At 43.7% G+C, this 19,072-nt stretch carries 19 protein-coding genes; 3 read left to right on the top strand and 16 right to left on the bottom strand.

The genetic code is table 11. The features are described 5' to 3' along the window. Nucleotides 1-47: 47 nt before the first annotated feature. Genes A3M5_RS0115570 through A3M5_RS0115580 form a run of 3 tightly spaced genes read right to left on the bottom strand, consistent with a single transcriptional unit; the run spans nucleotide 48 to nucleotide 3,292 of the window. Complete coding sequence (locus A3M5_RS0115570; protein WP_018394709.1) at nucleotides 48-2,039, bottom strand: ABC transporter permease; 1,992 nt, start codon at nucleotides 2,037-2,039, stop codon at nucleotides 48-50. Continuing rightward, entirely contained in the window at nucleotides 2,014-2,913 is a 900-nt protein-coding gene (locus A3M5_RS0115575; protein ID WP_018394710.1) for an ABC transporter ATP-binding protein, read from the bottom strand. Before A3M5_RS0115575 ends, A3M5_RS0115570 begins: the two co-directional genes overlap by 26 nt. Beyond that, entirely contained in the window at nucleotides 2,906-3,292 is a 387-nt protein-coding gene (locus A3M5_RS0115580; protein ID WP_018394711.1) for a GntR family transcriptional regulator, read from the bottom strand. The genes A3M5_RS0115575 and A3M5_RS0115580 overlap by 8 nt, the downstream gene beginning before the upstream one ends. Before the next feature lie 216 nt (nucleotides 3,293-3,508). Between A3M5_RS0115580 and A3M5_RS0115585 the strand changes: the two genes are divergently transcribed. Further along, complete coding sequence (locus A3M5_RS0115585; RefSeq protein ID WP_018394712.1) at nucleotides 3,509-4,888, top strand: S-layer homology domain-containing protein; 1,380 nt, start codon at nucleotides 3,509-3,511, stop codon at nucleotides 4,886-4,888. Nucleotides 4,889-4,948: 60 nt separating this feature from the next. On the opposite strand, the gene A3M5_RS0115590 is transcribed toward A3M5_RS0115585, so the two are convergent. The 5 genes from A3M5_RS0115590 to A3M5_RS0115610 form a co-directional block, all read right to left on the bottom strand. Next, nucleotides 4,949-5,584 carry a class A sortase gene (locus A3M5_RS0115590; RefSeq protein ID WP_018394713.1) on the bottom strand — a complete coding sequence of 212 codons (636 nt, stop codon included), beginning with the start codon at nucleotides 5,582-5,584 and terminating at the stop codon, nucleotides 4,949-4,951. A gap of 8 nt (nucleotides 5,585-5,592) precedes the next feature. Beyond that, entirely contained in the window at nucleotides 5,593-7,065 is a 1,473-nt protein-coding gene (locus A3M5_RS0115595) for a SpaA isopeptide-forming pilin-related protein (protein WP_018394714.1), read from the bottom strand. Between the two features lie 166 nt (nucleotides 7,066-7,231). Then, nucleotides 7,232-7,942, bottom strand: coding sequence for an ABC transporter permease (locus tag A3M5_RS0115600; RefSeq protein WP_018394715.1), 711 nt, complete (start codon nucleotides 7,940-7,942; stop codon nucleotides 7,232-7,234). Beyond that, entirely contained in the window at nucleotides 7,939-8,769 is an 831-nt protein-coding gene (locus A3M5_RS0115605) for an ABC transporter ATP-binding protein (protein ID WP_018394716.1), read from the bottom strand. The genes A3M5_RS0115600 and A3M5_RS0115605 overlap by 4 nt, the downstream gene beginning before the upstream one ends. A gap of 127 nt (nucleotides 8,770-8,896) precedes the next feature. Beyond that, nucleotides 8,897-9,934 carry a LytTR family transcriptional regulator DNA-binding domain-containing protein gene (locus tag A3M5_RS0115610; RefSeq protein ID WP_018394717.1) on the bottom strand — a complete coding sequence of 346 codons (1,038 nt, stop codon included), beginning with the start codon at nucleotides 9,932-9,934 and terminating at the stop codon, nucleotides 8,897-8,899. 176 nt (nucleotides 9,935-10,110) lie between these two features. Between A3M5_RS0115610 and A3M5_RS0115615 the strand changes: the two genes are divergently transcribed. Further along, nucleotides 10,111-11,157: a YARHG domain-containing protein gene (locus A3M5_RS0115615; protein ID WP_018394718.1), complete on the top strand. Its 1,047-nt coding sequence runs from the start codon at nucleotides 10,111-10,113 to the stop codon at nucleotides 11,155-11,157. Continuing rightward, the gene (locus A3M5_RS23160; protein WP_018394719.1) at nucleotides 11,150-12,058 is read left to right on the top strand and encodes an N-acetylmuramoyl-L-alanine amidase; all 909 of its coding nucleotides are present in this window, start codon (nucleotides 11,150-11,152) and stop codon (nucleotides 12,056-12,058) included. Before A3M5_RS0115615 ends, A3M5_RS23160 begins: the two co-directional genes overlap by 8 nt. Before the next feature lie 56 nt (nucleotides 12,059-12,114). Here A3M5_RS23160 and A3M5_RS0115625 read toward each other — a convergent pair whose 3' ends face one another. The 8 genes from A3M5_RS0115625 to nikR form a co-directional block, all read right to left on the bottom strand. Further along, nucleotides 12,115-12,969 (bottom strand): prohibitin family protein, encoded by an 855-nt coding sequence (locus tag A3M5_RS0115625; RefSeq protein ID WP_018394720.1) that lies wholly within the window; start codon nucleotides 12,967-12,969, stop codon nucleotides 12,115-12,117. Further along, on the bottom strand, nucleotides 12,944-13,105 hold the full coding sequence (locus tag A3M5_RS25840) for a DUF8570 family protein (RefSeq protein ID WP_018394721.1): 162 nt from the start codon (nucleotides 13,103-13,105) through the stop codon (nucleotides 12,944-12,946). The genes A3M5_RS0115625 and A3M5_RS25840 overlap by 26 nt, the downstream gene beginning before the upstream one ends. Nucleotides 13,106-13,436: 331 nt before the next feature. Continuing rightward, nucleotides 13,437-14,045 carry an ABC transporter ATP-binding protein gene (locus A3M5_RS0115635; protein WP_018394722.1) on the bottom strand — a complete coding sequence of 203 codons (609 nt, stop codon included), beginning with the start codon at nucleotides 14,043-14,045 and terminating at the stop codon, nucleotides 13,437-13,439. Then, nucleotides 14,035-14,958: an ABC transporter ATP-binding protein gene (locus A3M5_RS0115640; RefSeq protein WP_018394723.1), complete on the bottom strand. Its 924-nt coding sequence runs from the start codon at nucleotides 14,956-14,958 to the stop codon at nucleotides 14,035-14,037. Before A3M5_RS0115640 ends, A3M5_RS0115635 begins: the two co-directional genes overlap by 11 nt. Nucleotides 14,959-14,998: 40 nt before the next feature. Continuing rightward, nucleotides 14,999-15,862, bottom strand: a complete 864-nt coding sequence (locus A3M5_RS0115645) for an ABC transporter permease (RefSeq protein ID WP_018394724.1) — start codon at nucleotides 15,860-15,862, stop codon at nucleotides 14,999-15,001. Then, nucleotides 15,859-16,848 (bottom strand): ABC transporter permease, encoded by a 990-nt coding sequence (locus A3M5_RS0115650; RefSeq protein ID WP_269765910.1) that lies wholly within the window; start codon nucleotides 16,846-16,848, stop codon nucleotides 15,859-15,861. The genes A3M5_RS0115645 and A3M5_RS0115650 overlap by 4 nt, the downstream gene beginning before the upstream one ends. 13 nt (nucleotides 16,849-16,861) lie before the next feature. After that, nucleotides 16,862-18,466 (bottom strand): ABC transporter substrate-binding protein, encoded by a 1,605-nt coding sequence (locus A3M5_RS0115655; protein ID WP_018394726.1) that lies wholly within the window; start codon nucleotides 18,464-18,466, stop codon nucleotides 16,862-16,864. Between the two features lie 19 nt (nucleotides 18,467-18,485). Beyond that, the gene (gene nikR, locus A3M5_RS0115660; protein WP_018394727.1) at nucleotides 18,486-18,905 is read right to left on the bottom strand and encodes a nickel-responsive transcriptional regulator NikR; all 420 of its coding nucleotides are present in this window, start codon (nucleotides 18,903-18,905) and stop codon (nucleotides 18,486-18,488) included. Between the last annotated feature and the right edge of the window lie 167 nt (nucleotides 18,906-19,072).

The raw sequence follows: 19,072 nt of genomic DNA on the forward strand, positions 1-19,072 counted from the left end.
CTGTTCCAAAAGTCGGTGAAAACCGACTAGGAACAGCCCCTATTTTCTTATTCTTTTAACCCAACGATCGAAACGGTATAACCGATATGACCGTTTTCTTGCCATTTCAAGATGAGCAGACGGCTGCTATCTTCTGTCAAGCCTGCAGGATCAAGCAGCTGTTTAATCTTAGCTGTATCATTTACCTGCTCGTACGGAAGCGGCATGCCGCTCCATTTTGGCTCATCTCCATTATCCGGCCAGATAAAATCCGACAACTCTTTTTTCTGTTCTTCCGTTTCTGCTGTCACAATGAACGCTTTTTCCACGTTAGTGGCAGAAGCAAAGGACTCACCTCCGGGAACACGTTCACGAATGGCTTGAATCGTATGTTCATCATCCAGATTCACATTGACTGGAACCTGCATCTGATTTTCTTTCCCGATCCAGAATTCAATCGTACCAGCGCTCGCCCCACCATTCAGACTAAACTGATCCGCCTCTCCCGACAATGTATCTTTTTCCATTGCTGATCGAATCGCTTCAATATCTTCTTTTCCCGCCACATTAGCGAGTTGTCTGCCTGTCGTGCTGTCATACCCGCTCAAATACGTGATTTTCTCCGGCGTCGCGATCGCAAAAAGAGGATTCGATGCTTTAATAAATTCAACATTTTTCCGGAGATCCTCTGTTATACGCCCCAGTTCATCCATTGGTACTGTATACTGACGCTGCATACGGCTTCCGTCTTTCAACCCGTATGTAACTGAAACCTGATACCCTTCATAATCGGATACACCGACTCCAGCATCAATTAACTGCGCATGAATATCCCGCACTTCATTGATCGAATCCGCACCTCTCATAAAACCAGCTTCCGCTTTTTTCAATTCTTCTACTCCTGTGTAAAATACGTGTTCAAACGGCTCTCCGCTATCACCGATATACACTTTTTCCACTTCTTTCGCTTCGGGAATCGCTTTTTCATACGCTTTTGCTGCAATTGTGCCTGGAATAAGCAGCACGAGAATAGCGAGTACATAAAACACGAATCCTTTCCACGGCCAGACAAGACGCAATGATTTTTGAACGATCATTTGTAGCAATGTGTAGCCTGCAAACGCGCCTATCACATAGCCAATAATCGTCCACGCGAGCGATCCGCCCAAAAACTGACTGAAGTACAATCCACCGATCAACATCGCCGCATACGTTAAGACGAAAATGAACGCCCATCGGAAAAACGGGAACACAATCGCTTCATCCACCGCTTCTGCCGGCCGTACTTTGTATACATAAAAAGAAACAGCAACAATCACGGCCGCAAGCACGAGATAAATTGCCCACTCTATCCCACTAAATGGCCGATTCACATACTCACCGGCACGGATTAAAAAGATGCCATCCGTCATCACTTTCGACGTATACGAATCAACCGCCAGGCCGTTCACAAAGTAACGCGCATTGTACAACGTTACGCTAATTAACCCTGCTGGCAGCACGAGAATGCCATACACCATAATGCCTTGCAGCAAAGCCGGTCCGATAAACAATCCGATCATGACCGTCACAATAAACATAAAAAGGGTAATAAAGAGTGATACACCGAGCCATTCAAACAAATGTCCGATTGAATAGGTAAGCGGCTTAATAAACGGCCGTATCATAAGCAATAGAACCGCATTAATCAAAATCGGTACGGCAAGTGAGACGATGCCGGCTGCATAAACGTGCATAAGCTGCATACCTCGTTTAAACGGCAAGCTATGCATAAAGTCAGACGAACCTTTCTTCGTCATATAACTAGTCAATACAATCCCCGTTATTACTGGAAACACAAGATACGACAAGTACTGAAACGCGTATGTAAATGCGAACAGCACATTGCGATAATCTGTCTGCAGAAAATACTCATACTCCCGTTCATCACGTAGCACCATCATCAACCCGAGCGGGAGCAAGATCACTTGCGATAACAAAAAGAAAATACTAATCCATAATACGGAGCGTGAATGCTGCATGAACAGCCCTTTATTAAACGATAAGATTCCGGATTTCATAGCCGACACTCCCCATTTCATACGTAAAAATCTCTTCCAGCGTAAGCGGCAGCACATCGTAAATGGCCGGTTCATACGAACGGACATAACGGTCAATCTCGTCTTCCGTCCCGCGTACGATACACGTCAGCACACGGCCGCGTTTCTCATAATGTACAACATCCAGCCCTGCCAAAAACGATTCGTCCGGCATTTTTTTAAACGCCACCTGCAGCTTGCTAATATCCGTTTTCAACTCTTCTAGATCACGCTCATATAAAAGACCGCCTTTATGCATCACGCCGACCGCGTCACAAAAATCTTCCATCTCCCGCAAGTTATGCGACGACACAAGCACGGTCATCTCGCGGCTGCTTACATCTTGAATCAACAAGTTTTTCACTTGCTGGCGCACGACCGGATCAAGCCCGTCAAACGGCTCATCCAAAATAAGCGCATCCGGCATTGCTGACAGTGTTAAAATAAACGCCGCCTGCCGCTGCATCCCTTTTGACATTCGCGAAAGCAATGCATTCGGATTAAGGGCAAAATGCTCATACAACTGATGAAACCGCTCACCATTCCACTGGTCATACACCGCTTCATAAAACGAAGCCATCTGCATAAGCGATGTCTGATGAAAAAAGTATGGCTGATCAGGAATGAACAACACCCGCTTTTTCACGTCCGGCGCTTCAAAAATAGATTCGCCTTCAATCGTTGGCACCCCATGATCCGCCCGAATGATGCCTGATATGATTTTCAGCAGCGTCGTTTTCCCGGCACCGTTTGACCCGAGCAATCCATAAATGGAACCTTTTTTCACATGAACGTTTACATCCTTCACCGCATCAAAGCGGCCAAATCGCTTCGATACATTATCTACCTTAATCATCGTCACTGCCCCTTTCCGGTTCCTTCATCGTGTTAATGATTCGAATCACTTCATCTTTCGGTACACCTAAAAACAAAATTTCTCCAACAATACGCTCGAGCTCTTTTTTCAACATCTCCATTCGCTCCCTATTAATCTCGTTTTTGACCGGCGACACAAAGCTTCCTTTGCCTGGAATAGAATAAATGTATCCTTCACGCTCCAACTCCCGGTACGCCTTTTGAATCGTATTCGGATTAATCGTCAAATCCTGTGCCAGCGACCTAACTGACGGCAGCTGTTCATCTTCCTTCATCACCTCACGAATAATCAGCTCTTTCAGCTTCTCAGTCAGCTGCTCGTAAATCGGCACCCGGCTTCTCGTATCTATCGTAAACATCGTCCCGCATCCTTTCTGCGTAAACCGTACTAACTGTATTAATATATATAATACAGCGTTTTTTAAAAAATGCAACATCTTCCATAAAAAAGTTTACAAGACATGAAGATTATCCAATTTATTGATCATCCCTCTCCAAAACATAGGTATTTATACCCTATTTGATTATCTAGCAATTCTTTATACTATCTCTAATAATCGAAGGGAGATTCATAATTGAAAAAATCACTGTCCGTTTTTCTTAGTTTCATCATCGTATTCAGTCTTTTTGCCCCGTTTGCACAGGCCGCTTCTTTTAAAGATGTGCCTAACTCACATCGTTTTTTTGACGATATTGACTTTTTATCAGGTGCCGAAATTATTACCGGTTTTCCGGACGGCACATTTAAACCTGACCAGGCGGTAACACGCGCGCAAGCCGCTATTTTAATCGGTAAAACATTCGAACTGGACGGGACGAAACGGAAAACATCTTTTTCTGACGTCAACACATCCAATACAGCATCCGGCTACATCGAGTCCGCTGTAGAAGAAGGAATCATTTCCGGTTTCCCAAACGGTACATTTCGCCCAGGACAAACGGTTACACGCGGACAAATGGCCATTATTTTAGCAAAAGCATTCGGTTTAACTGAAACAGCAGGCGTTGATTTTGCGGACGTATCCAAAACTTCTGCCGCTTATCCATATATCCAACATATCGTTGCCGCTGGCATCACATACGGCTATGAAGATGGCACATTCAAACCGAACAATGCCGTCACGCGTGGACAATTTGCGGCATTTCTGTCACGGGCACTTTTCTCCACACCCGCTGACTCCTTATCTGTTGAATTTCTAAACGTCGGACACGGTGACGCTACACTCGTCACATTCCCGAACGGCGAAGTTATGCTCATTGATGCTGGTCCGGATGACGAATCCATTGCAGCAGAACTCGATTTGATGGGCATCGAAGACATTCATACATTCGTCGCCACACAGCCCGACCCTGAACATATCGGCGGCGCGGATTACGTACTTAAAAACTTCAACGTCCACCGTATCATCGACTCTGGCTTGAAAAGTACATCGCAAGAATATACCGACTACACGAACGCTTCAAAAGCAGCTGGCTTAACGCTTACACAAGCAAAAGTAAACAGCGACATTTCAGCTGATTCATCCGCTCCCGTTCATGTGTTAAATGCAAACAGCGGAGCACAAAATGCAGACGACGGATCAATCGTTCTTGAGTTAACACATGGTGACGTCCGCTTTTTGCTTATGTCTGACGCGAGTGCATCGGTTGAAAACAAACTTGTCGCGGACTACAATTTGAGCGCAGACGTGTTAAAAGTATCACAGCATGGGGGCTCAGCAGCGACAACACAGTCGTTCATTGACGAAGTCGCACCGCTTTATGCCGTCGCTTCTCACGGAACAGGCGCAAACTTCGCCGACTCATCCGTCTTAAAACGTCTCACGGACGCCGGTGCAGAGACAGCTTCGACAACAGGCGGTACGGTGCTTGTCTTGAGCGACTTAGAAAGTTTTTATACTGTACAATACAACACATTCGGCACTTCACAAAAAGCAGCCTACTCGGCACACTAATATTGAACGCAAAAAAGCAGCATCAAAAGCCTAATCACATGGCTTTCGATGCTGCTCTTTTTATTCATACTCTTCTGTTTTTGTCAGTTTACCGTGCACGATAAATCGCTTTTCGGGTTCATCGGGTGTGTAACATGTGACGAGCGTGATGACCGGGTCAATCGTATTGTCTAGAATATCAACACGGTCTTCATGAACGACTTCAAGTTCTGTCACTTCATATATATACTCGTATGTTAAATCCGTTACCGTAATGAGTGCCCCTTTTTCCACACGCAAAATCGGGCTGAAAAGCAGTGTATCTCTCTTCATATGATGACCTGCGAGCGTATAATTGCCAAGTCCCATCCACTGATCTTCCCGCATCGTCGTTGCCCCGACAAGCAAATTCTCATTCGTTGTTCCTTTTAAAATGGGCAAACTGAGATTAACAGACGGAATCTCCATTTGCCCAACAATCGCGGACTTTTCCACTTCAACTTCTTTCGTCACCGTATCTAAAACAGATGGCGGCTCAATCACTTCCATATTAAACTCGGCCGGCAGTTCATTATTTTCCTGAATTTCTTCCGGCGATAACTGCACAGCTTCATACTTTTTTGTACTCGCTTCTAGCAGTTCGTACTTTAAAAATGGGGCCGCAATTAACACCGCCGCTGCTATGATACAGATGACCGCAATGACTTTTCTCAACATCGCCTTGCTTACGCACGCTTCCCTTTTTTCATAAACATGTACGCGCCCGCTACTAGCAATATAACGCCAAGCATATACATCATCGATGATTCATCACCTGTTCTCGGTAATGTATCTACTGACTTCGTACCACTCGTCGTTGTCGCCGCTCCAGTCGGTGATGATTTCTCATTTTTAAACGTTAACTCAACCGTTTCACCGCTTTTAATCGTCACAACGGTCTTTTCCGACGAACGTGTATAGCCAGTCGGTGCTTTCGTTTCTTCCAGCGTATATTTGCCTGCCACTAAATTTTCAAAATCGGCGGTTCCTTTATGATCCGTCACAACTTTTGCGACAAGCTTCTCATCACCCGTATAATAATAAAGTGAGAACTCGGCACCTTTTAACGCATCGCCTGATTTTTCGTCTGTTTTCTTAATCGAAAGAGTACCATATTCGTTGATTAATTGATTTTCTATCGTTTTCTCAACCGGCGTCTGACGGCCGATCACCACATCCCATGTTTCCGTTGGCAATACAAAATCGGCTGCTGCTTTCGTCTGTTTCAACGTGTACGTGCCATAAGCAAGTCCCGTCAATAGAGCAGTGCCTTTCTCATCCGTTACAACCGTCTTTGAAAATAGACCATTTTCTGATTTCAGCTCAAATTCCGCCGCTGTAATCGGTGTCTTCGTTCCTTTTTCAACCGCTGTAATCGTTAAGCCGCCCGTTAAACCGGCTACCTTCGCATGCGTCACTTCTTTCATAACAACGGCTTCATTTATCTCTACTTTCCATGGATCCGCTGGCACTGCATATCCTGCCTGTGCAGCCGTTTGCGTCACTGTATACGTGCCATACGGAAGACTCGATACTGTCGCTTCACCCGCACTGTTTGTCGTAAGGGACGCCACGACTTTTCCATCACTATTCACAACGGTGAACGCTGAACCTGCCACCTTTTCTTTCGTTAACGCGTCAATGGCCACGATTTTCAACGCTCCTGTGCCTACTTCTGCCTTATTCTCTACTGTCATGTTCACGACAACCGGCGCTGCCTGTCCAATGTTAAACGCCGCTTTATACGTGCCTGCTGCTGTAACGACCGCCTCATTGAAAACAACAGGGATAAAAATCTTCCCCGAAGTACCAGATTCAATGGCTGATACGTTCGCGAATGCAACCGTGATGACTCGAGTCTCTGCATCTACTTTTACCGTTCCGACATTCGTTCCATCTTTCGTCGTCAACGCTTTTTGCACATCTTCCTTTACCTTAAATGTGTCCGGAAGCGTCATCGCAGCTGGCTGACTGCCTTTATATGACCAGGCTAGATCAATCATTAATTTCTCATTTTTTGCAAAAGGCTGATCGGTGCCTCCATCTGCATGCGTCACCTTTACTCCGTCATAAAACGTCGTCTCCCCTGCTGCTTGAGCCGGTTGAATAAGTCCAATTACGATAAATAAAGCGAACAGCGACATAACACATTTTTTCATAGATAAGGCTCCCTGATTTTTTATTTTATTCATCTAAAAAAAGATAGTCTTACTTGATTTTACCATAAAAAGAATGGAAATCCACCATCAATTTTCAGAGAATTATATAGTGAAACTTCATTTTCCCGACGAAATAAAGAGCCCGGCACGTTGGCCAGGCTCATAATCATTTGTCCGCCGCACTTTTTTTATACATCACGACTGTCAAGGCTATGGACACGACGGCCCACACCGCAATGACTGCCAATTGTGAGGTCACTTCGCCAAACGCCGCGCCGCCGTGCAACTGCACAGCCATGCTGGACAGCTGTTCATTTGGCAAATACGATAACATCTTCTTAATAAATTCATTCTCAACAATTTGCATAATGAAGCTGCTGCCGAGGAACACGACCAAAACCGGCATGCCAACAATCCCCGTTTCCATTACATTTCTCGATAAAAGACCAATAATGGTTCCAATTGAAATATACGCAATGAGAGAGAACAAAATCGCGATTGAAAGCGGCGCAATGCCCGTTAATTGAACTTCACTCAACCAGATCGATAGAATGATAACAACGATCGTCACAGCACCTGTCAGCACACTTTTCCCAATGAAAATATCAAGCGTTGAAGCCGGTGACAACATGAGCCCACGCAACGTATTTTTCTCTTTTTCTTCGGCTATCATCGATGCCTGTACGAATGCAGCGCACATGACGAGCGCCATATTGATCGGAAGCATAAACATGCCTGGATTCTCCATCCCCATCCGTCCTAAAATAGCCGCAAACACAACCGGCATAAACACCGTAAACAATACATACGAATTACGCATTAAATCTTTCCAGTCTTTGACGAAAATCGCCCCGACACGCTTCATTGACACATTCATACTAAATCCCTCCCCGTTAGCTGCATAAAGATATCGCCAAGTGTTGGCTCATTTGAATGAATCGCCAGTAATTCCCCATTCGCGATATAGTCCTGAATTTGCGCCGCACCCGCTTCATCACGTTCCACAACAACTGTTTTATTTTCCTTTAAATGAAGAGAAATCGACTCATCTGAATAATGAAGACGAAGCGCCTGTGGTGAATTCATCGCTTTTATCTCCCCGGCGTTCAAAAATGCAACACGGTGGCACAGTTCTTCCGCTTCCTGCATGTCATGCGTCGTCAAAAAGATCGTCGTCCCTTCCGCATTCAATCCGCGTAAAATAGCATGAATCCGCGTCCGGTTGACTGGATCGAGCGCGGATGTCGGTTCATCCAAGAACAACAAATCAGGCTTATGTAAAATCGCCCGGGCAAGGGTCACCCGCTGTTTCATTCCTTTTGACAGCTTTTTCACGACCATTTTCCCTTCCGCTGCTAGATTCACTTCATCCAGCACATCCGAAATACGTGCCCGGTCCGTCCCGTACAAATCGCAAAACAACACTAAATTATCATACACCGTCAAGCGCTCGTACAACCCGCTGTTATCTGTTAAAATACCGATTCGTTTTAAATCTGCTTGCGGCTGACCGAAAATTCGAATCTCTCCTTTAGATCCAATCAGCTGCGACGTTAAAATTTTAATCGTCGTCGTTTTCCCCGATCCGCTCGGCCCTAAAAATCCGAATGTTTCTCCCTTTTTCACCTCAAAATGAAGACCTTTTAATACGCTCTTTTTCCCGAAATAATGAACGAGATTTCGTACCTCAATGACATTTTCCATGCTCCATTGCTCCCTTCGCTGATCGTGTTTCCACTATATCGTGATATTCTCATAAACGCTGTAATATCAAGGTGAAAAGCATCATACCAACCCCGAATGGAGTATATTTTGCTCTATATGGAGCACATTAAATGGCCATTTTCTCTTTTAATTCTGCTAGTTTCCCTTTCGACAATGGAATCGAACTTTTCTCTGAATTATTGAGCACGAGACTGTAACTATTTCTTGTCCACGTCACCACCTCACGCACCTTCGACAAATGCACAATGTACGACCGATGGCACCGGAAAAAGCCGAACGGCTCAAGCTTGTCCTCAAGATCCGCGAGACTGAGCGCACATGGAAACAGGTCCCCTTGCACATAAAGCTGCGCCGCGCCTTCCATACTCTCTACGTAATCAATTTCATCCGGATCAAATAACACAAGCTTATCCTCAAGCTTTGACGGAATCTTCATCTGAACCGATCTCGGTACAATGACCGGTTTTTCCGACCGCTCTTCTTCGATTGCTTCCATTTCCGTCTCTTCTTCCAACTGAATCTCTATTTGTTTCAACCCGTGCTCGTTCAAAACATAGACGCAGTCGGTGAGCGCCATCGCATTTTCTAAATAACTCGCCAAAATGAGGACCGTTTTTCCCCGTGCCGCAAACGATTCCACCGCCCGCTGAATAATATGCTTGCTTTCAAGATCAATCGATTGAAACGGTTCTTCAAGTACAAGCAAATCCGGATCATGAACGAGCGCTTTTGCCGTGAACACGCGTACCTTTTCAGATTGCGACAACTTTTCAATCCGTACATTCTTCTTTTTTTCCAGGCCGAATAAAGCGATCAGTTCATCCAGATTCACATGTCCATCATAAAGCCGCTGAAAAAACCGCAAATTATCGATGACCGACAACCGTTCATACAGTGTATCCTGTATATAAACCGTACCGATTTGATGGAACCATTTTTTTTGACCCGGTACGATTTTCATTTCATTTATATGTATCTCTCCATCGGACAAACCGGACACCCCGCTCAAAATCTTCATTAATTCCTGCCGTAGCTCATGACCGCACTGAATCGCCGTTATTTCACCAGATGAAACCGACAAATTGAAAGAAGAAAAAAACACATTATTTCCTTTATTTTTCCGAACATCTTTTAGTAGAAGCATCTATTTAACAATCCTTTATTCGTTTTTTTCAGTTTACCATTAGGTTGGTAAAGAAAAAAATGGATGCGCTAGCAATGTCACTTTTTTATGACAAAACACCCTAATCCAAAAATTAGATTGTAAAATTTTATATAATTCATTAGTATAAAAGTATTAATTCATAAGGAGATTGAATCATGTCTAAATGTGGTGTTTGCGGTCATGCCAGTGAAGCAGGCCAATCTTTTTGTTCAGAATGCGGGGCTGATTTGTCAAAAAAGACATCTAGAAAGATGGGCGGAAAGAAAACCGGTTCCAAAATGATGCCGCTCTTGCTTGCATTCGCTGCCGTTATCGCGATTGCATTGTTTACTGGCTATCAAATGATGTCAAAAAAGTACAGTGAAGAAGCAGTAGTAGAACAGTTTACAACAGCGCTCGCTGAAAAAGATAAGAGTACGCTAAAGAATGTCATTGTGCCTACTGATTCCCGTCTAAAAGTGAATGACCAGACACTGGATGCTCTTTTTGCTTTACTTGATAAAAATCCATCTTTGCTGTCAGAAATTGAACGCTCTCTATCGAATGAATCGCTGGACAGCCCATTGTTTACAGTGAAACAGGAAGGCAAAAAATACGGCATCATTCATCAGCACGTAATCGATACACCGGGTAACTTTTTAACCGTGGAATCTACAGGCATAAAAACAGTGGTTACGTTAAACAACAGTGAACTTGGTACGATTGATGCAGCGAGTGAATCGCGCGAATTCGGCCCTTATCTTGCCGGCTTGTATACGGTAAAAGGAGTGAGCACAACCGATAGCGGTAAAAAAGAAGACGTAGAAGAAGTCATACTCGGCGGCGCAGAACGAGAAACGGCATTAGCACTTGATACCGCTGAACCGAAAAAAGAAGAGAAAGAAAAAGAGAAGGAAGTAACCGAAAAAACCGTGATTAAAGAAGTGATCCGTGAAGTACCTGTTGCTTCAAGCGGAAGCTACTACATTTTGCCGCATAGTGATTACGCGTACCTGACAGATAGCGATTTATATGGCATGTCCAGCAGTCAGCTTCGCCTTGCACGCAACGAAATTTATGCGCGCTACGGATACATTTTCGAGTCTAATGATCTGCAAAACTATTTTAGCAGCCAGTCCTGGTACAGCCCAAATCCGTATTATGACGGCAGTTTATCGTCGATTGAAAAAGCGAATGTGGAGTTCATTAAATCGTATGAATAAACAATGGGGTGCCTGGATTCTCGTCCTCATCGCTTTGATCGTATCAGCTGGGCTTCTTTTCATTGATTCACAGTCATCGCAAGGGCTTTTAAATAGCTTTGATACCGGAAAACCGGAAACAATTAAACCGCCCGCAGCGATCGTAAAAGAAGAATCTGTCCCTAAGCCGGAACTTGAGCCTATTGAGCCTGCCGCTCTGGAAAAAGAAACTGTCGTAACGCAAGCCGTCGATATTCCTGAACCTGAGCCCGTACCTGTTCCCGCTGCGGATCCATTTCTCGTCGTCATTGACCCCGGCCATCAAGCGAAAGCGAACCTTGATCAAGAACCGATCGGACCGGGCGCAGCTGAAACGAAATATAAAGTAACGGGCGGCACGACAGGTATTGTCACGAAAAAGCCGGAATATGTATTAAATCTAGAAGCCGCCCAACTGTTAAAATCAGCGCTTGAAGCAAGAGACATGAAAGTGATTTTGACACGGACGACGAATGACGTTGATATGAGCAATAGTGAGCGAGCGGCTGTTGCCAATGACAATGAAGCGGATTTATTCGTCCGGCTGCACGCGGACGGTTCAGAAAATCCGGCAACGAGCGGGTTTTCCGTTCTGATTCCAGCAAAAGAAAATCCGTATACGAGCGCCATTTTTGCGGATAGTGAATTAGCGGCCAATCACGTCATTCAAGCCGTTTCCGCTGACATCCCGCTTCATCAGACCGGTATTTTTTACCGGGATGACATGTCTGGATTCAATTGGTCTAAAGTACCAGTCATCTTGCCTGAAATCGGTTTTATGACAAATGCAGAAGAAGATCAAAATTTGTCCGATCCTGCTTATTTAACAAACGTCATGAATCTTCTTGCGGATGGCATTGTACAATATGCAAATAACAATTAAAATAAGCCTTCTGCATCTCGCAGAAGGCTTTTAAAATAGAGATTCGATCTATTTCATTACTGTGCTGCACTCGCAGCGGTACCTGCATCATCAATCGGAATTTCGATCAACTGATTGGAGCCAGTTGCTTTTGGCATGACACCGTCCCATTTTTCGATCCATTTATTTTGAATGACTTCAGGTGAAATGGATTCTTTAATGATTTTATTGTAGTCAGATATACCTTGCGCTTCAATTTTCTTTTTCTGTGCTTCGGCTTCCGCAATCTTCAACTCAATCTGTTTTCGTTCAAGTTCCTGTGCAGCTTCTACTCGTTTATTAATCGCTGCTTGTGTTGACTCATCCGGCTTTGGCACACCGAGCGTCAAGTTATCGACGACGAAACCGAGTTCTTTAATGTCATCGGAAAATAAGTTTTGTACACCAACAGCAGCTTCAGATGATTTTTCACCGTACGTATCGATGACCGAGTATTTTGCAATGCCTTTACGTCCTGCATCCCAAAGGCGTGTGCGCAAATACGATTCTTCAATTTGCTCGACTGGTATCGGGCCAAATTTATTAAACACATCAACGACTTTATCCGGTTCAATGCTGTAGTTGTAGGCAAAATCAACGGTTACACTTTTCCCGTCTGACGTAGCGACTTGAATGTCTGTATAATTAACCGTCTGCATCCGTATTGGATACACGGTTACTTTGTCAAATAAACCGACAAGATGCCAGCCTTGACCAAGTGTTTCATCCTGCACACCACCATTCGGACTGTATACAACACCAACATAGCCGTTCGGAATTTTTTCAATAAACAAGGTAAGTAAGGCAATGCCTAAAATAAGAGCGATTGCGACGATCGAACCACCGAGTACCTTTTTGTTCCTTCCTCTATTCATCTTTTTCACGTCCCCCATCGTGTGAACCCTCCTTTAAATTATCTTTCACTTTACTGGCCGTTTCACCCACTTTTTTAAATGACGGCGACAGCATAAGCCAAATGCCAGCGCCAATCAGCAAAAGGACAAGGACCGAACCGATAAATACTTTCATCACGTTCCCTCCTATTTCGTAATAATTTCCCGGGTGATCCCATTGAATTCACCGTCAAATGAATATGTATACAGTTCTCGCTCGGACGGTATCCTGTCCATTTTCTTGCATGTGCGCATCAATCTTTACATCGGTAATCGTATAGTCGACAGCGAGCGCTTAAAGTGGTAGAAATAATAAGAAGAATAATGTCAACATCATCGTTTTTCTCCTCTCAATCACCTCTCCTTATTTTTACGTACAATCGTAAAAAAAGTTTCAGTTATTTTCAGAAAATACATGATCTTTTACATTATTCAAACAATGATTATATAGAACGTTTACCATGTTATCATGCATTAGCAGGATGAAACTCAATGACTCGATGACAAAGTCTTTGAATGAGTTTTTCTTCATGGCTGACAATGAGTACGCCCATCCCTCTCTTTTTAGCCATTTCCAGAACGACATGCCAAATTTGAGCTTGTGTGATGGCATCAAGCATCGTTGTCATTTCATCAGCAATAAGAAAACGCGTCCCTTTTCCCAATGCTCGAGCCACACAAAACCGCTGCAATTCTCCTCCAGACAGTTCATTTGGCCAGCGCGTTAGCCATTCCCGTTCAATGCCTAAGGATTCGAGCAGCTCCTGATCAAGCGGCCCTCCTTCACGAAGAGTCTTCATCATCTTCCACCTTGGGTTAATTGCTTTTTCTGGATGTTGAAAGACGAGTTGCACAGGATGATAGACGTTCTTCGGCAATAAAGAGTGATTAACAGCAACGCTTCCTTCCACAGGTTTCTCATAGCCTGCTAAAACTTTGCAGAAAGAGGTTTTCCCGCATCCACTCGGTCCAGTGAGGCCAACGATTTCCCCTGGCTCTACTGTTACATTGACCCCTCGAAACAACCACGGTCCATTCCCATAACGAAACCCGACGTCTTTTGCTTCAAGTTGCATGGATACACCTCACCATTCCATTACGAAGGTTTCGCATTTCGGGTCGTGCCTGTCTACACTCAAGTGTAGCCTTTTCACATCGCGGTTCAAATAAGCATCCAGCTGGCAAAGCACTCGGATGGGGCTGCGAGCCTCGGATCGGAACAAAATCATTTTGCGGCAGCGCTCTCCATAACGCTTTACTATACGGATGCCGTAACGCTTCACCATTTCCAAAAAAGTCATCCACTGGTGCGACTTCAACCGTTGTACCTGCATAAAACACGGCAATTTTATCGGCAATTTTTAGGGCGGATTCAATATCATGAGTTATGAGCATGACCGCACAACCATTGTCTGCAAGCTCCCTAAAGTCATGAAGAGCTTCTAATATGACCACCGGATCAAGTCCCGGGGTCGGTTCATCCGCAATAATCACGTTTGCCTCACTTACTATCGCTGTTGATAAAAGCGTTCTTCTCGCCATTCCTCCAGACAATTGAAACGGGTACATGTTCTCAACATCTGATTGTAAATGATAACGTTCAAAGACCTTACGTTGTGCCAGAGCGGCATCACCCTGTTTAACAGACGTACGGACTTGAGCCCCAACGCGCATAAGCGGGTCTAAATAGTTGACGGATTGTGGGACGAGTGCAATTTCCTTGCCTCTTAATGCCATTTGTCGAGCAGCCGTAAGTTCATCTCCCGCATATTTAATCGTCCCGCTCATGCTCGCATTACTCGGTAGGATCCCTAAGATAGCATGAGCCAGCAAACTTTTCCCCGAACCGCTTGCTCCCACTACGGCAAGTATTTCACCTGCCTCCAGAGTGACTGTTAAACTTGTGATAACGTGATGATGTTTTTGTTTTAGACCACCCGTATATTGCTTAAAAGAGATGGACAAGTCTTCTACTTCAAGAATAGACATATGTGTTACTCCTTTTTAAAAATAAACATCGTATATTTAATTAATCGTGAGCTCTCGTTGGATCAATGAGCATTCGGAGATTTTCGCCAATCGTATCAAATGTCCGAACGACAATAAGCAAACAAAGACCTGGAAAAAAGGCGAGCCACCACATACCTGAAGACAAGTACTTCATCGATTCTGACAAAATAATCCCAATAGCTGGTTCGTGGGGCGATAACCCTAAACCTAAAAAGGTCACGGCCGCTTCATGTAAGATCGCATGTGGAAACAATAATAAGAAGCCGACTAACACTTGTGGGATTAAATGCGGCAAAATGTGTTGAGCAGCTATAAACCAACGAGATTTCCCCATCTTCTGAGATACTTGTACAAATTCAGCTGAACGAATTTGCATGACTTCTGCCCGAATAACACGAGCAAGACTTGGCCAATGGGTGAGGGCAATTCCGATAACAATTCCTTTAAATCCTCCCCCTAATGTAAAGGCAATCAAAATGAGCGTGACGAGGTGCGGTACACTAAGAAAAAGGTCAATGAGCCATGATATCATCCGATCGACCATTTTCCCCATTGTAGCTGCGGCCATACCAAGGATAAGAGCAATCGACGCGCTGCCAATTGCTCCAATCAATCCTACTCCCATACTTAACGAAAGCCCCATAATGGTACGTGTAAACATATCTCTGCCTAACCAATCGGTACCAAAAAGATGATCAAATGAAGGGGGAGCATTTCGTATCGTTAAGTTCGTGGCAATTCTTCCTTCATCTAATAAAAAACGGCCAACAACAATACTTAGTAAGAAAATAACAGCGATAACGGTCACGATCAATGTCCGTTTCCTTCTATTAAAATGTTTTCGATCATTCTTTCTCTTTTTTATGTTAAGGGCTGCAATCAAATCATTCGCCCCTCTCTTATTCTCGGATCTAACACGTAATAAATCAAATCAGCGATTAAGTTCCCAATAAAAACAAATAGTGCACTGCATATAACTAATCCTAATAAAAGCGGAACGTCTCCTCGTAGTCCTGCTTCTACGGTAGCTTGTCCAAGACCCGGATACGAAAATACTTGTTCAGCAAGCACAGCCCCGCCAAACAATTCACTAAAAGCAGCAAATTGTAAAGTGATCGCAGGCATTGCTACATTCCGTAATCCATGCCGCCAAAACAAACCAAAACCGTATTCTCCTCTTGCCCTCGCGAACAACACGTAATCACTAGCCAGAACATCGATCAACTTCTGACGTGTATGTAATGCTACATTCGCAACACCGACAACACTAAGAGTAATCGCTGGAAGAATCAGATGATTGATTCGATCGGCTATTGTGACATCTTCTGCGAGAACGCCAGCTGGAACCCCTAAGCCGATCGGAAACCATCCTAACCATACGGCAAAAACAATGAGCATGAGAAGTCCGAGCCAAAAGGTCGGAGTGGATGCCAAAGTATAACAATACCATTTAATGAATTTGTCCATCCACGTATCCTTTTTCATCGCTGAAATAACGCCCATGGCAAACCCGATGATTCCAGATAATAACCACGCTGTGATCATTAAAACGAAAGAATTAAAAAAACGTTCACTAATAATCTCAGCAACGGGACGGCGGTAAATCATTGACGTTCCTAAATCACCTGTAAGCAAAGCAGAGCCCCAATTGAAAAACTGTACCATGACCGGTTGATCGAGTCCCCAATACTCAGCAATCTTTTCTCGCTGTTCCGGTCCTACCGTCAACATATCCGCACCGATATACGCTTGAATCGGATCAATGGGAGAATTCTTTATTAATAGAAAGGAAATGAAACAAATGGCGACTAATAATGTCGCCATTCGTACACTTTTCAGTAAAAGAAAGATTCCAATATGTCTATTTATCCTTTTGCGCACGTTACTCAGTCCATTTCCATTCTTCAATATTGTTTGTCACAGGCCAGCCATGCCCATGTGGATGGATTCTTTGTTCCCCAATATCCAGACCGTCTTTCACTAAGTACAAGTGGTCAATGTTCACTAACCATGCCCATGGCGCGTCCCCTTTTGCACTTAATCCAGTCGTTCCATCCCATTGCGCTTTTTTCCAAAACGCCATTGCTTCTGTTTCATTCGCAGCACGAAGCGCCTTTTCAAAATAGTCATCTACTGTTTTATTTTCATAAAAACCTGTGTTATAGTATTCTACTCCTGCATATTTGCTGCTATATACGTTATACATTTCATGCGGGTCATGACTTCCCCAACCCATGAGTACAGCGTTTGAATACATCTTCTGTTCGATCGTATCCCAGCTTTCACCCTCTATTGTTATGTTAATACCAAGTGGTTTGATCATATCCGCAACAGCTATGGAAAGGGATTGTCTTATGGCATCGTCCGCTGGGTAATATAAAGTAAACTCCGCTTTCAAAGAGCCTTTCTCCAAAGTTCCGTCACCGTCTGTATCTTTCCAGCCTGAATCCTTTAACATCTTTTTAGCCCCATCTAGATCGGCATCTTTAAAGACAGTTTCAGGATTCCACCAAGGTAAACCATCTACTGACGTATAAGCGGGTGATCCGTATCCTTCTAACACACCGTCAATAAGTGCTTCTCGATCAATCGCGATATTAATAGCATGACGAATCGCTGGATCAGCCGTCACATCGTTACCAATTGGGTAACCATCTTCCGTCACATTACCTGATTTTACGTATGGAAACACAATTCCACGATTATCAACCGTTTTGACTGCTTCTAACCGCATACCAGGTACTTGTTGTTGACTAAATGCAGCTGGGATAGCCGCAACATCAACATTTCCTGCTTGAGCAGCAGCAAACGCAGCATCCTCACTTAAAAATAAAAAGGTCATCTTTTGAAAAGAAGGCTTTTGATCATAATATTCAGGGTTCGCCTGTACAATAAGCTGCTGCCCCTTGTCCCACTGAACGAGCTGATAAGGGCCTGAACCAACCGGGTTTTCTGCATAATCTTCTCCGTAAGCATGTTTAGGGACAATCCCTGTTGCAACGAAAGAGTTAACAAATGTTGATTGCGCTTCTTTTAACGTAAATGTTACGGTGTACTCATCCTTTGCTTCCACTTTCTCCAGTACATTCAGATCAACAACTGATCCATTTTTCAGTGCTGTTTCAAACGTGAATTTTACATCTGCTGCTGTTAATGGTTGTCCATCCGAAAATTTCACATTTTCACGCAAAGTGACCGTCCAGACCTTTCCATCTTCACTCACGTTATAACTAGTGGCTAAGTCATTGACAATGTTAAGTTCATTATCCCTTTTTAACAGTGTACTTTGGAAAAGTGGTGATCCGTAACGCCCCCAACCAGTCGTTGGATCAAACCCAGTATCAGGCTCTCCTCCAACAGCCAACACAAGCTCATCCTTTTTATTTTCTTCACTAGGTTGACTAGAATCAGATTGTGAACAACCTGCTAACATAATAGAAAAAGCGGAAACAGCTACTGCGATAAGTCCACAAAATTTCTTACTCATGTATCTGACTCCTTCATCATTATATTTGCTCTACTGGTGCCACGGTAAACTTTCCATAATCTACGCCTTTTAAACTCGTCAGCTTATGATTGAGCTGCTGGATATCTTTCACTTTCCCTTTTACGACGATCAGCTCTAAGCAGCTATCATGATTCAAATGAAAGTGTGTCGTTGCAATGATTAAATCGTGCATATGATGTTGAATGTTGGTCATTTCTTCAAGCAAATTCCGCTGATGATGGTTATAAAATAAAAGAATACTTCCTGCCACAATATGTTCATGATCTTCCCATGATTGTTGAATAAGTGCATCACGGACAAGATCTCGAACGGCTTCCGAACGATTTTCATATCCTCTTTGATTGACTAAATGGTCAAACTTCCGAAGCAAGTGACTATCCATTGAAACACCAAATCTTTTTAATTCTGAATCTTGCATACGTCCACCTCTATTTCACTTCAATTTTTCATCTAGTAACACATTTTATTAGATTAGTAGCACGAATAGACATATTAAATGAATAATTATTTAATAGATTAATTTGTTTAGTTACCTTATTAACTATTGTACAATATCATGGTCGTATTATTTGGTCAATATGGGAG

Source organism: Bacillus sp. 37MA, from assembly GCF_000372765.1.
Taxonomy (GTDB): domain Bacteria; phylum Bacillota; class Bacilli; order Bacillales; family Domibacillaceae; genus Domibacillus; species Domibacillus aminovorans.

What these genes read in the sequence shown, in the direction of transcription:
- A3M5_RS0115570 (WP_018394709.1), bottom strand. Translation starts at nt 2,039, where the DNA reads ATGAAATCCGGAATCTTATCGTTTAATAAAGGGCTGTTCATGCAGCAT.
- A3M5_RS0115575 (WP_018394710.1), bottom strand. Translation starts at nt 2,913, where the DNA reads ATGATTAAGGTAGATAATGTATCGAAGCGATTTGGCCGCTTTGATGCG.
- A3M5_RS0115580 (WP_018394711.1), bottom strand. Translation starts at nt 3,292, where the DNA reads ATGTTTACGATAGATACGAGAAGCCGGGTGCCGATTTACGAGCAGCTG.
- A3M5_RS0115590 (WP_018394713.1), bottom strand. Translation starts at nt 5,584, where the DNA reads ATGTTGAGAAAAGTCATTGCGGTCATCTGTATCATAGCAGCGGCGGTG.
- A3M5_RS0115595 (WP_018394714.1), bottom strand. Translation starts at nt 7,065, where the DNA reads ATGAAAAAATGTGTTATGTCGCTGTTCGCTTTATTTATCGTAATTGGA.
- A3M5_RS0115600 (WP_018394715.1), bottom strand. Translation starts at nt 7,942, where the DNA reads ATGAATGTGTCAATGAAGCGTGTCGGGGCGATTTTCGTCAAAGACTGG.
- A3M5_RS0115605 (WP_018394716.1), bottom strand. Translation starts at nt 8,769, where the DNA reads ATGGAAAATGTCATTGAGGTACGAAATCTCGTTCATTATTTCGGGAAA.
- A3M5_RS0115610 (WP_018394717.1), bottom strand. Translation starts at nt 9,934, where the DNA reads ATGCTTCTACTAAAAGATGTTCGGAAAAATAAAGGAAATAATGTGTTT.
- A3M5_RS0115615 (WP_018394718.1), top strand. Translation starts at nt 10,111, where the DNA reads ATGTCTAAATGTGGTGTTTGCGGTCATGCCAGTGAAGCAGGCCAATCT.
- A3M5_RS23160 (WP_018394719.1), top strand. Translation starts at nt 11,150, where the DNA reads ATGAATAAACAATGGGGTGCCTGGATTCTCGTCCTCATCGCTTTGATC.
- A3M5_RS0115625 (WP_018394720.1), bottom strand. Translation starts at nt 12,969, where the DNA reads ATGGGGGACGTGAAAAAGATGAATAGAGGAAGGAACAAAAAGGTACTC.
- A3M5_RS25840 (WP_018394721.1), bottom strand. Translation starts at nt 13,105, where the DNA reads ATGAAAGTATTTATCGGTTCGGTCCTTGTCCTTTTGCTGATTGGCGCT.
- A3M5_RS0115635 (WP_018394722.1), bottom strand. Translation starts at nt 14,045, where the DNA reads ATGCAACTTGAAGCAAAAGACGTCGGGTTTCGTTATGGGAATGGACCG.
- A3M5_RS0115640 (WP_018394723.1), bottom strand. Translation starts at nt 14,958, where the DNA reads ATGTCTATTCTTGAAGTAGAAGACTTGTCCATCTCTTTTAAGCAATAT.
- A3M5_RS0115655 (WP_018394726.1), bottom strand. Translation starts at nt 18,466, where the DNA reads ATGAGTAAGAAATTTTGTGGACTTATCGCAGTAGCTGTTTCCGCTTTT.
- nikR (WP_018394727.1), bottom strand. Translation starts at nt 18,905, where the DNA reads ATGCAAGATTCAGAATTAAAAAGATTTGGTGTTTCAATGGATAGTCAC.